The sequence below is a fragment of the Fibrobacter sp. UWT3 genome (assembly GCF_900230125.1).
Lineage (GTDB): Bacteria > Fibrobacterota > Fibrobacteria > Fibrobacterales > Fibrobacteraceae > Fibrobacter.
The window spans coordinates 905,206-918,922 of the sequence record NZ_OCSS01000003.1 but is presented as its reverse complement, the minus strand read 5'-3'; the positions used below and the strand labels follow the sequence as shown (position 1 = coordinate 918,922).

The window sequence follows — 13,717 nt, the reverse complement described above, 5'->3', positions numbered from 1 at the left end:
TATGAGAACAAGAAATTTTTTATTGATTGCCGTAGCCATTTTGTCCATGGTAAACGGTTCGCTTGCCGGGGAAGTACCTAATGTCACGAAGTCGGTGTTGCTAAGGTCTAAAGAGATGAAACCTTACACTACAGAGGTGAAAGTTTATAAAAACGGCATGGATGATGTTGACCGTAAAACAGTCGAGAAACAGAGGTATGAAGAATATCTTTTAAAAATTGAACTGTATTACAACGAGGAGGCTGTGGCTTTTCTCAGTAACCAATATTTGCAGGAGGATGTGGCGAATTTCGTAGCTGGCGCTAGTAAATATGATGACTCTCTTCAAACTTTAATGTTTGGCGAAACAAAGGGGGCGAAAAACCTTGATGAAGTAGTGGCCAAATTGAGCCAAATGGAAGGCTACGATGTTTTTGTTCAAGGCTCGGACACAGCCGCGTTTAATGCTGAAATCAATCGCTATTCTGATAGTAAAAGAAAGACTTTTACTAGAGGTGTGAAAATTTCAGCAGCTCATGGAATTGTAAAAGCAAAAGTGCTCCGGGACTGGGGCGATGATAATCAAATGTATGAACTATACGACGTTGAATCCGGAAAACGAATACAAGTTTCGGACTTGTTGCCGAGCAATAGGGTGAAGTTTGAATATGGTAGAGACTCTGTAACTTTAGTAAAAGTTGACAAAATTGACAAAGACGGTATAGTATTTTATGATGACTCGACTGATTCGCATATTGTCGATAAGAACGATAGTGTATACTTTGTACTGACGGATTACGCAAAATCCTTGATGGCTAGAGATAAGGGCTATACCATATCGATGGCGACAAACGCATATGGCGACAAGATAAAGAAATATCATTTTAGGAGAGTTAACGGTTCTCCTCATAATAGGGATGTTTTCATTCCCATGGAACTGAAGGGCTGCTCCAATACCAAGAAAATTCGAAATCGTATGCTTGATATTATGTTCGGCCATAATAAAGGAGACTTGGACACATTGGTTATCGAAGGTGTCAAAAAATGGATTCCGGAACACAGAGATGGAAAAAGTATGTTGCTGCAACTGGGTGATGGCTTGATTTCCTTTGGTTTCGAGGATCAATCCATGCAGGGTAACTCAAATAACATTTTTGTTGTTTTTGATAAGAAAACAGGAACGGAAATCTCTGCAAAAGATCTCATAAAGGACAAGGCTGGATTTATGAAGTTCATCAACTCCCACAATCTTTATTTGGCAGGATTTCTTGTTGACACAACAAAAATAAAAGAGCAGCCAAAAAAATTTGGCGAGCAATTCCGTATCTATTTGCGTCATTCTGCTGCAATGGGCCCTTTCTCGGGGATAAAGGAATTTCCGACTTCTTGGTGGTTCTCTTTCAATAAAATGGATGAAATAGTCCCTGTTGAGTTCAATACGCCAACAGCCAGAATATTCCTGGATTATGCAGACATCAAAAAATATATAAACCCTAAATATCGCAAGGTCATGGATCGTGCCGTGAAATCGGCGGGGAAAAAATAAAGGAGACTGAAGTTTATGGCTTTGAAAAAATTCTTGATGGTTGCAGTTGTGGCGACGTTGTTTACTGCTTGCGGCGACGACGACAGCAGTTCTGCGAAGGACGTCATCCTGAGCAGTAGCGAAGGATCCAGTGACTCTAAATCAAGCAGTTCGGAAAAAGCGGAATCTTCTTCTAGCAAGGCCATTGAGCCTGCCGAAGGGACTCTAACAGACACCCGCGATGGCAAGACCTACAAGACGGTCACTATCGGTACGCAGACTTGGATGGCGGAGAACCTGAACTACGCTTATACTGATGTTCCCTATAACTATAGCGGCAACACCTCTGATTCCACTAGCTGGTGCTATAGCAATGCCGCCGCTAACTGCACTAAATACGGTCGCCTTTACACTTGGGCCGCCGCGATGGACAGTGTGGGAACATGGTCTACAAATGGCAAGGGCTGCGGCTATGGCAAGACTTGCTCGCCGACATATCCGGTACGCGGAGTTTGTCCTGAGGGCTGGCACCTGCCTACGCAGACGGAATGGAATACGTTGTTTACCGCGGTCGGGGGCCAATCGACGGCGGGCAAGATGCTCAAGTCCACTAGTGGCTGGAACAGTAGCGTCAACGGTACGGACGCCTATTCCTTCTCGGCGTTGCCTGCTGGCTACAGGTACAGCAGTGGAAATTTCATCCTCGAGGGCAGCTACGCGAGCTTCTGGAGTTCTTCTGAGAGCTATAGCAGAGGCGCGTACCGCATGGCCTTGGACTACAACGACAATGCGTTCCTGGACGGCGACTACAAGGACCTCGGGTTCTCTGTTCGTTGCCTTAAGGATGAGTGATGTGGCGATGAGTGGCGACCCCGGAACAAGTCCGGGGTGACATTTGGGGGTGTTAGGGGGTGGAACCACCTAGGCGAGGGGGTAATGGAAGACCCGCCCTAGATCCTTCGACTGCGTGCCTGCGGCACTCCGCTCAGGATGACACGAGGGCGGGGCTGCAATGAGGGGGATTCTTCCCCCCTTTTTTACAAATAAATCGTGCCAAAATCCCTGCGATAATTGTATTTTTCTGTGCGGTACCGAATGATACCTTTAAAAATGCACAAACTGCAAAAAAGGTTAAATTATGCTTGATTTGAACACTGTCGATTGGAAGACGCTCCCCTTCGGTTATTACGATACCGATTACAATGTCCGCTGCTACTACCGCGATGGCAAGTGGGGCAAGGTTGAACTTTCTTCTTCCAAGGACATCAGCATCCACATGGCCGCTACTTGCTTGCACTACGGCCAGGAAGGTTTCGAAGGCCTCAAGGCTTACACGGGCAAGGACGGCAAGGTCCGTATCTTCCGCGTCGACGAGAATGCCAAGCGCATGCAGAACACCGCGAACCGCGTGCTCATGGCCGTGCCGCCGGTCGAGCTGTTCCGCGAGATGGTCCACACAGTGGTGAAGGCCAACGCCCGCTTTATTCCGCCGTATGGTCATGGTGCAACGCTCTACATCCGCCCGCTCCTCATCGGTACGAGCCCGGAAGTCGGCGTGAAGCCCTCCGACGAATACCTGCTGTTGATGTTCGTGACTCCGGTGGGTCCGTACTTCAAGGACGGTTTCAAGCCTGTCGATATGATGATCAGCCGCAACTTCGACCGCGCCGCTCCGCAGGGTACGGGTACGGTGAAGGTCGGCGGTAACTACGCTGCCAGCTTGCTTTCCCTCGCCGAAGCCAAGAAGCTCGGCTACTCCAGCACGATTTATCTGGACGCGAAGGAAAAGAAGTACATCGACGAATGTGGTCCGGCAAACTTCTTCGGCATCAAGGGCAAGACCTACGTGACCCCGAAGTCCGAATCCATTCTGCCGTCCATTACGAACAAGAGCCTGCAGCAGCTTGCTGAATACCTGGGCTACACCGTGGAACGCCGCCAGGTCCCGTTCGAAGAACTCGCTGAATTCTCCGAAACTGCCGAATGCGGTACCGCCGCCGTGATTACCCCGATCAAGAAGATTGTGGATCCGGTTGCCGGTAAGGAATTCACTTACGGTGACGGCAAGAATCCGGGCCCGGTTTGCACGGAACTCTTCACGAAGTACACCGCTATCCAGTTCGGCGAAGCTCCCGACCCGTTCGGCTGGACGGAAGTGGTCGACGTGTAATTGTCGCGAACATGACGAATGTGAAAAATCCCGCGGAGAAATTCGCGGGATTTTTTTATGGGAGATCCCCGGTCAAGCCGGGGATGACATGAGGGTTTATTGCATGCCGCGGATGATGTCGCGGAGGCGTGCGGCTTCTTCGAAGTCGAGTCGCGCGGCGGCTTCTTTCATCTGGCGCTCGAGGTCGGCAAGTTTTGCCGATAGATCCTCGCCTGCGCGAGGATGACGTGTTGCAGTGGCGCCGACGGCCGCACTCAGTTTGGCGTTCTCCGCGCGCTTGGAGTAATTAGAACCTTTCTTTCGTCTAGAACTGGGCTGCAGCGGTTCCATCGGACGGATTCCGGGTTCGTTCCCTTCGGCGGGCTCAGGGAACTGATCGTCGTCGACGGAATCGTCGCCGTCTATTCCCAGCGGGTCGTTAATCTTCAAATCATCTTCAATCTTGCGGGTCACGGACTTCGGCGTGATGCCGTGTTCCTTGTTGAATTCTTCCTGCACGGCCCTGCGGCGGGCGGTTTCGGAAATAGCCTTTTCCAGGCTGTCGGTCATGTTGTCTGCAAAGAGTAAGACTGTGCCGTTCACGTTACGGCTTGCGCGGCCCATCGTCTGGATTAAACTGCGGTAGTTGCGCAGGAATCCTTCCTTGTCGGCGTCGAGAATCGCGACCATGCTCACTTCGGGCAGGTCCAGGCCTTCGCGCAGCAGGTTGATGCCCACGAGCACGTCGAACTCTCCGGTGCGTAAGCCCCGAATGAGTTCGTGGCGTTCCAAAGTCTTGATGTCGCTGTGCAGGTAGCGCGCTCGGATGCCCGCTTCTACAAAGAAGTCGGTGAGGTCCTGCGCCATCTTCTTGGTGAGCGTCGTGACCAGCACGCGGTCGCCGTTCTTGACGACTTCTTCGATGCGGTACAGGAGCACGTCCATCTGGCCCTTGATGGGGAACATCTCGATTTTCGGGTCCAGAAGGCCGGTGGGCCTGTTAATTTGTTCGGTAACGACGCCGCCCGTCTTGGTAAGTTCGTAATCGCCGGGGGTGGCGCTCACGAATAGCACCTGCTTCGGGTACATGTACTCGAATTCGGCAAAGTTCATCGGGCGGTTGTCCAGCGCGCAGGGGAGGCGAAACCCGTACTGCACAAGCGTCGTCTTGCGGGATTTGTCGCCCTCGGCCATGCCGCCCACCTGCGGAATACTCACGTGGGATTCGTCCACCATCAGGAGCCAGTCATCGCCGAAGTAGTCGATGAGCGTGAACGGGCGCGTACCCGGTGCTCGGTTCTCGATAATGCGGGAGTAGTTCTCGATGCCGCTGCATTGGCCTGTTTCGCGAATCATTTCCATGTCGTAGCGGGTGCGGCTCGAGAGGCGGGCCGATTCCAGCACCTTGCCTTCCTTATCAAGTTCCGCAAGGCGCTCGGTCAATTCCACCTGCATGCGTTGCAAGATTCCTGCACGGCCTTCTTCCTTGGTCACAAAGTGCTTTGCCGGAGCGATGGTCATCTCGTCCATTTCCTGAGTGACTTCGCCGGTAATGATGTTGAAGCGAACGAGCCTGTCGACTTCATCACCGAAAAGTTCGATGCGGAGGCCTTCTTCGTCGTAGCTCGGGTGAATTTCAATCACGTCGCCGTGCACGCGGAAAGAGCCACGCTCCAGGCTGAAATCGTTTCTCGTGTATTGGATTCGCACCAGGTCGTGGAGAATCTTATCGCGATCGTAAACGTCACCCTTCTTGATGCGCACCATCAAGTCAAAATATTCGCTCGGGCTTCCCAAACCGTAGATGCAGCTCACGGAGGCAACGATAATCACATCCCTGCGGGTCAATAAATTTGCGGTGGCGCGCAGGCGGAGTTTGTCAATCTCGTCGTTGATGCTTGCGTCTTTCTCGATGAAGGTATCCGTGTGCGGGATGTATGCTTCGGGCTGGAAGTAGTCGTAGTAACTCACGAAGTATTCCACCGCGTTGTGCGGGAAGAATGCCTTGAATTCCTGGTAGAGCTGCGCCGCAAGCGTCTTGTTGTGCGTGAGGATCAGCGTCGGCTTGCCTACGTTCTTGATGACGTTCGCCATGGTGAAAGTCTTGCCGGAACCAGTCACGCCAAGCAGCGTCTGGAACTGTTCTCCGTGCTTGAAACCTTCCGTCAGTTCTTCGATGGCCTTCGGCTGGTCGCCTGCTGCACCATAGGGGCTCACGAGCTCAAATTCTGCACGCGTGGGTGACTGGAACTGTTTTAAATGCCCGGGCAGGCTCTGTTCGGGCGGTAGCGGTTTCGCTATCGGTTTCGCATACGGGTCAGGTGTAATTGTCTTGCGTGCGCGTGCCATATTTCTTTGCGAAAGATAGAAAAAGTCAAGCCAACAACTAATCGCGAATGGCCGATGACTAAAAATTCTATATTGCGACGCATGCACTGTAACAGAATTCTCGGCACGACACATCACGGTACTTACAAGAAAGTCGTTGACGTTCCTCTTTTGCACGAGGAACTGACGGCGCGTTCTATCCGCTGCATTGCCCGCGATGGAGTCGAGGTGGAAATCGAACTGAACGAGGATTTGCAGGAAGGCGATATCGTGGCGGAGACGGAACAGAATGTTTACGCCATCAAGGTGTATGTGCCGAAAAAGAAGCCCGAAGAGGCCGAGCCCGTTCGCCAGTGCAAGAGCTACCTCTAGTTTTTTTAGTGGCGCAGTTTAATGCGTCGATTAGTGCAGTTTAATGTGCAGGCAAGAACTGCGCGGCCAACGATTATAGAAAGCAATTGCGGTTACGAAATGCGCATGGAATTTGTGTGTAAAAATGCGCGGCCCTAGTCCTTGATGTTTAAGCTCTCGCGGACGCGGATTTTCTCTTTGCCGAGCAGGCGGTAGAGCTTGCAGCGGAACAGCGGAATTGCCCCGATAACCACGGCTGCAACCACGGGGATGACGAGGTAGGCGATGCCCGGCTTGTTGAACGTGTCGCGGAAAAGCAGGCGCATGACGAGCAGAATGTACCAATGAACGGCGAGGATTACGAGCGCATTGCGCGAGATGTTGCGGAGGATTCCCTTGATGATGCGGAATGGCGCAATGTTTGGTAGTTTGTCTGCAAACATGAATGTGGCGACAAGGCCAGCGATGCCGAAGACGGAACTGGCGAGGAATACGGGGAGGGATTTCCCGAGATTGTTGTTCATGATGCTGAAGTTCGGGTCTGGAACTTCGATGTAGGCGTAGGCGGCGAATGCGACGATGGTGGCGGCGACAAGAGCCAAGATGTTTTTGCCTCGAACGTCATCCCCGCGACCTGTGGTGAGCGTCGCCGAACCAAGGCGGGGATCTTTCAACGCGCCCTTGCATAGCCAGCCGTTCGCGAAGAAGAAAAGCACTGTCAAATCGCGCTCTATCCCGAGCGGCAAGCGGATGTGATTGACATACAGGAACCAGCCGCCTGCGAGACTTGCGATTGCGGCAAGTGCGATGATTCCCGTTGTCATCCCCGCGCAGGCGGGGATCTCCCTTCTTCGGCGCACAGAAATACGGCCCGCAACTTTTTGCACCCCGTAAAACAGCAAACTTACCGAGTATAGCGTGAACACGAACCACAGCGGCCCCGATCCGATGGAAGATTTTCCGGCCACAAATATTTTCGCGAGGTTCCAGTAGATATAATCCCACACGGTCGCGATTTCGGGCTTGATGTTCATGACCGTCATGCGCGGCGCCTTCGGGAACAAGTCAAAGTTGTAAAGCACCGGGTCTATCGCCAGAAACAGGAGCGAAAGCAGGATGTAGGGGACGAGCAAGACGCGCGTCTTGTGAACAAGGTAGCTTTTGAAATCAGGAAAACGCCGCGTGCTAAAGAGCATTCCCGAAATGAAGAAGAAGGCCGACATGCGGAGCGCACTCAGGTGTAACATCCCCATTTGCGCCTGCGGGAAGGACTGCTCCACGTGATAAAGGCACACGAGCAACAACACGAATCCCTTGAACTCGTCAATCCACCCAATTCTTGCCATCGCCTTGTCGCTCATGCTCTTGGCTTGTCATCCCCGCGAAGGCGGGGATCTTCAATCAGTACCACCTGCTTTCATCTGCAATCGTTGTCATCGGTCCGTGTCCAGGGAACACGACGGTTTCTTTCGGGAGCGTGAGCAACTTGCTCTTAATTCCGCTTACAAGTGCTTCGTCATTCCCGCCGAAGAGGTCGCTCCGGCCTCTGCTCCCCGCAAATATGATATCGCCGGGAAACAGCAGGGGAGGAACATCTTTTTGCCCGTTCACTTCGCCCGGGTTTTCGCAGTAAAACGCGATGCCGCCGGGGGAGTGGCCTGCGATGTGGAAAACTTGCAGCTTGATGCCGGGAACCTCGACGGCATCGCCCTCGGCAAGGTAGTTGCCGAGTCCGGGCGAATGTTCCCGCATCGGGAGGCCGAACATCTGGCTCTGTTCTTCCTGCAGGTCAAGCAAGAAGGCGTCTTCTTCGTGCGCCTCGGGCTGCACGCCGTACTTGCGGGCGACAAACGCGTTGCCCAGCACGTGGTCCAGGTGCAGGTGCGTGTTCAGGAGATGGCGCACGGTCAGGTTGTTTGTGGCAATATAGTTCGCCAACGCCGCTTCTTCGCGCTCGTTGCTGACACTCGGGTCAATCAGAATCGCATCGCCGGCATCGTTGCTTAAAACGAAACCGTTCACGCCGAAGGGATTGAAAACGAAAGGTTTGAGATTCATAATCAATAATATACAAATGATAATTCAGTGGATCCTATCGCTTCGCTCCAGGATGATGAAAAAGAAGATGCCCGCGGCATTTCGCGCGGGCACTTGTCAACCACAATCTAACGCGGGCACTTGTCAACCTTAATCTGGCGCAGGCACTTGCTTGCCTACGTCCAAAGTGGACTTACGCCTTGATTTCCCAGGTCGTGCCTTCCTTGGAGTCCTTGATGACCACGTTCATGGCGGCGAGTTCGTCGCGGATGCGGTCACTTTCGGCCCAGTTCTTGGCGGCACGGGCTTCCTTACGGGCGGCAAGCAACGCTTCGATCTTTGCGACATCCACGCCGTCGTTTGCTCCCTTCTTGGCGTATTCTTCACGGGGCTCGTCGAGCTTCAAACCGAAAATCTGGTCGAAGTCGGCCACGAGTGCAGCCTTTTCGCCATCATCGATATCGCTCTTGAGCATCGTGTTCATGATGCCGAGTGCACGCGGCATGTTCAGGTCGTCGCCGATGGCATCCTTGAATTCCTGCTGGAAAGCCTTGGCGGCATCGCTTGTAATCGCGGTAGCCTTACCGATCAGCGGATCCGTCTTCTTGTGCAAGCTCTTGAGGCCTTCCTTCGCGCCTTCCAGGGCTTCCCACGTGAAGTTCAGGTAGTTGCGGTAGTGGCTGCCGATGGCGAAGAAGCGGTAGTCGAGCGGGTTGAAACCGCGGTCCATCAGGAGCGAGACCGTCAGGAATTCGCCGCTGGACTTGCTCATCTTGCCGAACTTCTGTTCGGTGGTGCCGTCTTCCAGCTTTTCTTCGCTAGCGGTGCGCAGGAATTCGCCGTGCATCCAGAAGCGGGCGAAGGTCACGCCGTTGGCGCATTCGCTCTGGGCGATTTCGTTGGTGTGGTGCACGCGGATGTGGTCCGTACCGCCGCAGTGAATGTCAAGCGTCGGACCGTTGTACTTCATGGCCATGGCGGAGCATTCAATATGCCAGCCGGGGAAACCAACGCCCCACGGGCTGTCCCATTCCATAGCGCGCTTCTTGTCCTTCGGGCTGAACTTCCACAGAGCGAAGTCAGTGGCGTTCTTCTTTTCGCCCATGTCGATGCGGCTACCCTTGCGGAGGTTTTCCACGTCGAGGCGAGCAAAGTCGGCATAGCGCGGGAACTTGAGGCTGTCGAAGTAGATGCCGTCGCTGGTGCGGTAGGTGTAACCCTTTTCTTCCAAGGTCTTTACCAGGTCAATCTGCTCTTGGATGTGCTGCGTGGCAGGCGTCCAGCGGGTCGGTTCCTGGATGTTTAAGCGGTGCCAGTCGGCCATGAAGGCGTCGGTGTAGAACTTCGCGATGTCCCAAACGGACTTGCCTTCGCGGGCGGCGCCCTTTTCCATCTTGTCGTCGCCGGAGTCGGCGTCGCTGGTGAGGTGGCCCACGTCGGTGATGTTCACGATGTGGTTCACCTTGTAGCCGTAGTACTTGAGCGTACGGACCAAAAAGTCTTCGAAAATGTAGGTGCGGAGGTTGCCGATGTGGGCGAAATGGTACACCGTCGGGCCACAACAGTACATGCGCACGGCGGGAACGCCTTCCGGGAGAGTGAATACTTCTTTCTTGCGCGATGCGGTGTTGTAGAACTGTAGAGCCATTTTAGCCTCCGTTAATGCGGCGCGACATGCGCCAAGCGGGGGCAAATATAGCAATTCCTTGCCACGTAAACAAAATCTCACGTCCCATTTGGCACATTTTTCGCTTTTGTACGTTTTGCACCGTAAGGTGCGCATGCTCTAACACGCTAATTTGATGTTTAACATGCGCAAGGCGTGTTTGAGCGTGTCTTTATAATTGAAGTTCGTAGAAGGCCATGAGCCATGCCTGGAGGCGGATCCAGTCCTTTTCGCCGTCCTTGCGGATGTAGCTGCCGGGGAGGAATACGACGAAGTCCTCGAGCGTGTAGTCGCCGGTACGGATTCCGCGGATTCCGCCGTAGAATTCCGCTGCGGGTTTCAGGTCGGTGTCGTGGACGGTCTGCCCGTCGATGGCGATGGTTAGGTGCTTCTCGTAGATAACAAGAGAGAAGTGGTGCTTCTTTCCGTCGAAGAATTTTGTCTTTCCGTATATTTCGCTATTGGCCGAGTCTGCGCTTGCCTTGAGCATGGTGCACACGGATTGCGGGTCGCTTTCGCACTGGGCAATCTTGAAACCCAGCGTGTCGTTGCCCGCAGAGAAGAGGACGGGCTTTGAGTCGGTGTCGATATCCTTGGTGTCGAGCCAGAAGCTGACTGCGAAACTGTTTTCTTGCCAGTCGTAAGAACCTGTTTCCCTGCAGTTGTCCGATGCAATTTCTGTGGATGCCGTATTTTGCTGCCGCTTGTACATGACGCATGTTACGTAGGTGTCATGGTGGGTATTGAACAGCGTGTCGTCGAACGAGGTTCCCGGTTTAATGGAGGCGTAGAGGTGCTGAATGTTGGGGTAGATTTCGTCACTGATATAGCCGCCCTGTAGCCAGCGGGCTGTTAGCGTATCCTTGCCGATCGTGCTGACGGACATCCAGTAGCGGGCTTCCTGCGTTTCGCCTTCGGCCTTCAGCGAGAAGATGCGGTTGCCGAACTCGTCGACGAGCGGATCGGGGGTGTTGCCGTAGTCGTCGTTTTCCGGGTAATCGTAGACCTTTGTCGAAAGCTTGTAGGGAATGAACAGGGAGTCCAGAGTTGGTTCGAGCCCGAGGGAATCGAGCATGTGGAGTGCGCGTTCGGGAAGAGCGAGCCTGATGGAATCGACTGCATAGCCACCGCCTCCCACGCCCCAGAAGAATGTGCTGCCGGGCTTGAGTTCCAGGGTGCCCCCCGCTTCTTGTGCCTCTCCTTCGTGCCAAATCCATTTGGCGCCGATTATTCCCGGGGGGACTCCTTCGATGGTGAGGTAACCGTTTTCGATGTCCTCTTGCGTGATGGCCGCGCAGACGAAACTTCCTTCGAAGCAGATGGAATCGGCGTCAACATCGTGATAATCGCGCAATTCTGCCGTGGCTATGTTGAGTGTCGCCGGTTCGCCGATTTCGATATTTTGATGGACGATGCTCGAATCACGCGAGGAGAAATAATGGTAGTCGTAAATGAAGCCGACCAGCGTATCTTCCTTGACGGTGGCCTTTGCGAAAAGCCTTGCAGTGCATCCGTGACGCCGGGTGCAATCGGCGATGCTGTCGAAGGCGAACGTTCCGTCGTCATCCGACATGGTGGAGTCGAGGACTATGGTGTGGTGGGTGAGGGAGTCGTCGCCCGTGAAGTACACGCGTGCCTGCGGGATGGGCTTGCCGTCCGTCCCGTTCACGATGCCGGTCACCTTTACGTATTCCGCCTGGGCTGTCTGTCCCGATTCCGTCTCGGAAATCACGCCCGCGGTGTCCGTGCCGTTGCTGCATGCGCTGAGGAGCGCGAAAACCGCCCCCGCGAACAGGATGACATTCGAATAAATCTTTCGTCCAAACATAAAACCTCTTCTGGATCCTTCGACTTCGCTACGCTCCGCTCAGGATGACTACGTCACTCCAAATTCGAAAACAGGTGGATGTTCATCTGGTAGACGCCGTCGGCCTTTTCCTTGTCTTCGCCGATGATGCGCCTTGCCTTCGCCTTGAATTCCTGCAGTTCGGCCTCGAGCTTCTTGTACGCCTCGCTCGAAATGCTGAACGTGAGCGTGCTCATGACGGTCGGCTTCTTGGGCGGCGTGATGAGCGCCTGCTTCGAGAGTTCGAAACACTGCAACTGGTACTGCTTGATGAGTTCCGCGTTGTTGTACGGCCCGCTGCTGATGCTTTCCTTGGTGGGTTTCCAGAAGCCTTCTTCGTTCTTGCGGGCAAGCCCGAGCCTTTCCAGCAGGGCGAGCGAATCCTTCAGCTTGCCGAGCGGGACCTTCGGGAAAATCCTCTTCTGCACGGGCGCCATGTCGTCGCCCACGTCCATCGCGTCCAGTATGGCGAAGAGCGCGCTGTGGTACCAGCGGCTGTAGTATTCGTAGGCGTCTTCATTTAATATATGCTGCGGGTTCGGGTGCAGTTTCAGCAGTTCCTGCATCGCGGCGTTGCGGGCGGCGTCGTTTTTCGCCTGGTCGAGTTCCACCATCGTCTCGAAGTACTTCGCCTCTTTCTTGTCGAGTTCGAGGATTTCGATGAACTTTGCCACCATGCGGGGGCTGACCTTCTTGCCCCTGAGGACATCGGCAAAGTAGCTGCGGCTCTTCTCGAGCCCGAGCAGGTTGCAGATTTCGGTACGCGTGAAGCCCGGTTCCGCCTGTGCGCGGGCGGTCTGGTATTCTTCCAGGAACTTGCGGAAGTGCGTAAACTGGTATATGTCTAAAAAACGATTCATGCGTTGTTAGTTATTGGTCAATAGTCAATAGTCAATAGTCGGTGGTCAATAATAAATGGGTGTTGGTTGTTGGCCAGTAATCTTGGGTCTTTAGTTATAAATATACATTTTTAAATCGGGAGTGAGAAATATTTTGAGAACATTTTTTGTAGTGGCATGACTGTGGGCGCTCCCGGGGCGTTACAAAACGTGAAATATGTCGTAACGTATTGATACTCTTAGGATTGACAGAAAATTATAAGCATTCCGTAATGGCAGACGGGGCTCCGTTTGGGCGGGAAATTCCGCCGATAATGGCGTTTTTTCTATCTTTTGGCGCGAATTTTATGAGGTAACATCATGGGTAATGAGGCAGAAAAGCCGAATATCATAACGACCTCCCTTGACTTTTTGGTCAACTGGGGCCGTACCAATTCCCTGTGGCCGTTCCCCTACGGTACGGCATGTTGTGCAATCGAGTTCATGAGTACGGAAGTGGGCCGCTACGACCTTTCTCGTATCGGTTCAGAGTATGTGCGTTTTACGCCCCGCCAGTCCGACGTGCTTTTGGTCGCTGGCACGATCACCTACAAGCAGGCTCCGATTCTGAAGCGTATCTACGAGCAGATGGCCGAACCGCGCTGGGTTATCGCTATGGGCGCATGCGCCTGCTCGGGCGGTTTTTACGACTGCTACTGCACGGTTCCGGGCATTGACCACATTATCCCGGTGGACGTGTATATCGGTGGCTGCCCCAGCCGTCCGGAAGCGTTCTTCGATGCCATGTTCGACCTGCAGAAGAAGATCAAGGACGAATCGTTCATGAAGCAGCGCGCCGAACAGGTGAAGGACCAGCTCGAGATGATCAAGGCGAAGACTGCCGAAGCCAAGGCCAATGCGAAGGCCTTTGCCCAGGAGAAGGTTACCGACATCAAGGACTTCGTCGTGGAAAAAGAACAGAACCTCGTAAAGAAAGCCCAATTCTGGAAGGAGTAGA

General features: G+C 53.5%; 11 protein-coding genes. 5 read left to right on the top strand and 6 right to left on the bottom strand.

Annotated elements, in window-relative coordinates:
* Position 1 precedes the first annotated feature (1 nt).
* The 3 genes from CRO08_RS15405 (at position 2) to CRO08_RS15395 (ending at position 3,674) form a co-directional block, all read left to right on the top strand.
* A complete protein-coding gene (locus tag CRO08_RS15405) occupies positions 2 to 1,525 on the top strand; it encodes a hypothetical protein (protein ID WP_141398415.1) in 1,524 nt (507 codons plus the stop codon).
* A gap of 15 nt (positions 1,526 to 1,540) precedes the next feature.
* Positions 1,541 to 2,356: a fibrobacter succinogenes major paralogous domain-containing protein gene (locus CRO08_RS15400; RefSeq protein ID WP_255252419.1), complete on the top strand. Its 816-nt coding sequence runs from the start codon at positions 1,541 to 1,543 to the stop codon at positions 2,354 to 2,356.
* A 295-nt stretch (positions 2,357 to 2,651) separates the two neighbouring features.
* A complete protein-coding gene (locus CRO08_RS15395; protein WP_097036984.1) occupies positions 2,652 to 3,674 on the top strand; it encodes a branched-chain amino acid aminotransferase in 1,023 nt (340 codons plus the stop codon).
* 96 nt (positions 3,675 to 3,770) lie between these two features.
* Here CRO08_RS15395 and uvrB read toward each other — a convergent pair whose 3' ends face one another.
* Entirely contained in the window at positions 3,771 to 6,002 is a 2,232-nt protein-coding gene (uvrB, locus tag CRO08_RS15390; protein ID WP_097036910.1) for an excinuclease ABC subunit UvrB, read from the bottom strand.
* 81 nt (positions 6,003 to 6,083) lie between these two features.
* On the opposite strand from uvrB, the gene CRO08_RS15385 reads away from it, so the two are divergent.
* Complete coding sequence (locus CRO08_RS15385) at positions 6,084 to 6,353, top strand: hypothetical protein (protein ID WP_097036909.1); 270 nt, start codon at positions 6,084 to 6,086, stop codon at positions 6,351 to 6,353.
* Positions 6,354 to 6,487: 134 nt separating this feature from the next.
* On the opposite strand, the gene CRO08_RS15380 is transcribed toward CRO08_RS15385, so the two are convergent.
* From CRO08_RS15380 to CRO08_RS15360, 5 genes are all read right to left on the bottom strand, one after another.
* Positions 6,488 to 7,678, bottom strand: coding sequence for an acyltransferase family protein (locus tag CRO08_RS15380; RefSeq protein ID WP_097036983.1), 1,191 nt, complete (start codon positions 7,676 to 7,678; stop codon positions 6,488 to 6,490).
* 55 nt (positions 7,679 to 7,733) lie between these two features.
* Positions 7,734 to 8,390, bottom strand: coding sequence for an MBL fold metallo-hydrolase (locus CRO08_RS15375; protein ID WP_097036908.1), 657 nt, complete (start codon positions 8,388 to 8,390; stop codon positions 7,734 to 7,736).
* A 172-nt stretch (positions 8,391 to 8,562) separates the two neighbouring features.
* Positions 8,563 to 10,017, bottom strand: coding sequence for a cysteine--tRNA ligase (cysS, locus tag CRO08_RS15370; protein ID WP_097036907.1), 1,455 nt, complete (start codon positions 10,015 to 10,017; stop codon positions 8,563 to 8,565).
* Between the two features lie 190 nt (positions 10,018 to 10,207).
* A complete protein-coding gene (locus tag CRO08_RS15365; protein WP_097036906.1) occupies positions 10,208 to 11,863 on the bottom strand; it encodes a carboxypeptidase-like regulatory domain-containing protein in 1,656 nt (551 codons plus the stop codon).
* Between the two features lie 53 nt (positions 11,864 to 11,916).
* Complete coding sequence (locus tag CRO08_RS15360; RefSeq protein ID WP_097036905.1) at positions 11,917 to 12,741, bottom strand: TIGR02147 family protein; 825 nt, start codon at positions 12,739 to 12,741, stop codon at positions 11,917 to 11,919.
* A gap of 339 nt (positions 12,742 to 13,080) precedes the next feature.
* Between CRO08_RS15360 and CRO08_RS15355 the strand changes: the two genes are divergently transcribed.
* Positions 13,081 to 13,716 (top strand): NADH-quinone oxidoreductase subunit B, encoded by a 636-nt coding sequence (locus tag CRO08_RS15355; RefSeq protein WP_072812402.1) that lies wholly within the window; start codon positions 13,081 to 13,083, stop codon positions 13,714 to 13,716.
* Position 13,717: the final 1 nt, after the last annotated feature.

Excerpts from the sequence above, each read along its gene's own strand:
- CRO08_RS15385 (WP_097036909.1), top strand. The coding sequence starts at position 6,084 with ATGCACTGTAACAGAATTCTCGGCACGACACATCACGGTACTTACAAG.
- CRO08_RS15380 (WP_097036983.1), bottom strand. The coding sequence starts at position 7,678 with ATGGCAAGAATTGGGTGGATTGACGAGTTCAAGGGATTCGTGTTGTTG.
- CRO08_RS15375 (WP_097036908.1), bottom strand. The coding sequence starts at position 8,390 with ATGAATCTCAAACCTTTCGTTTTCAATCCCTTCGGCGTGAACGGTTTC.
- CRO08_RS15400 (WP_255252419.1), top strand. The coding sequence starts at position 1,541 with ATGGCTTTGAAAAAATTCTTGATGGTTGCAGTTGTGGCGACGTTGTTT.
- CRO08_RS15365 (WP_097036906.1), bottom strand. The coding sequence starts at position 11,863 with ATGTTTGGACGAAAGATTTATTCGAATGTCATCCTGTTCGCGGGGGCG.
- uvrB (WP_097036910.1), bottom strand. The coding sequence starts at position 6,002 with ATGGCACGCGCACGCAAGACAATTACACCTGACCCGTATGCGAAACCG.
- CRO08_RS15360 (WP_097036905.1), bottom strand. The coding sequence starts at position 12,741 with ATGAATCGTTTTTTAGACATATACCAGTTTACGCACTTCCGCAAGTTC.
- CRO08_RS15405 (WP_141398415.1), top strand. The coding sequence starts at position 2 with ATGAGAACAAGAAATTTTTTATTGATTGCCGTAGCCATTTTGTCCATG.
- CRO08_RS15355 (WP_072812402.1), top strand. The coding sequence starts at position 13,081 with ATGGGTAATGAGGCAGAAAAGCCGAATATCATAACGACCTCCCTTGAC.
- cysS (WP_097036907.1), bottom strand. The coding sequence starts at position 10,017 with ATGGCTCTACAGTTCTACAACACCGCATCGCGCAAGAAAGAAGTATTC.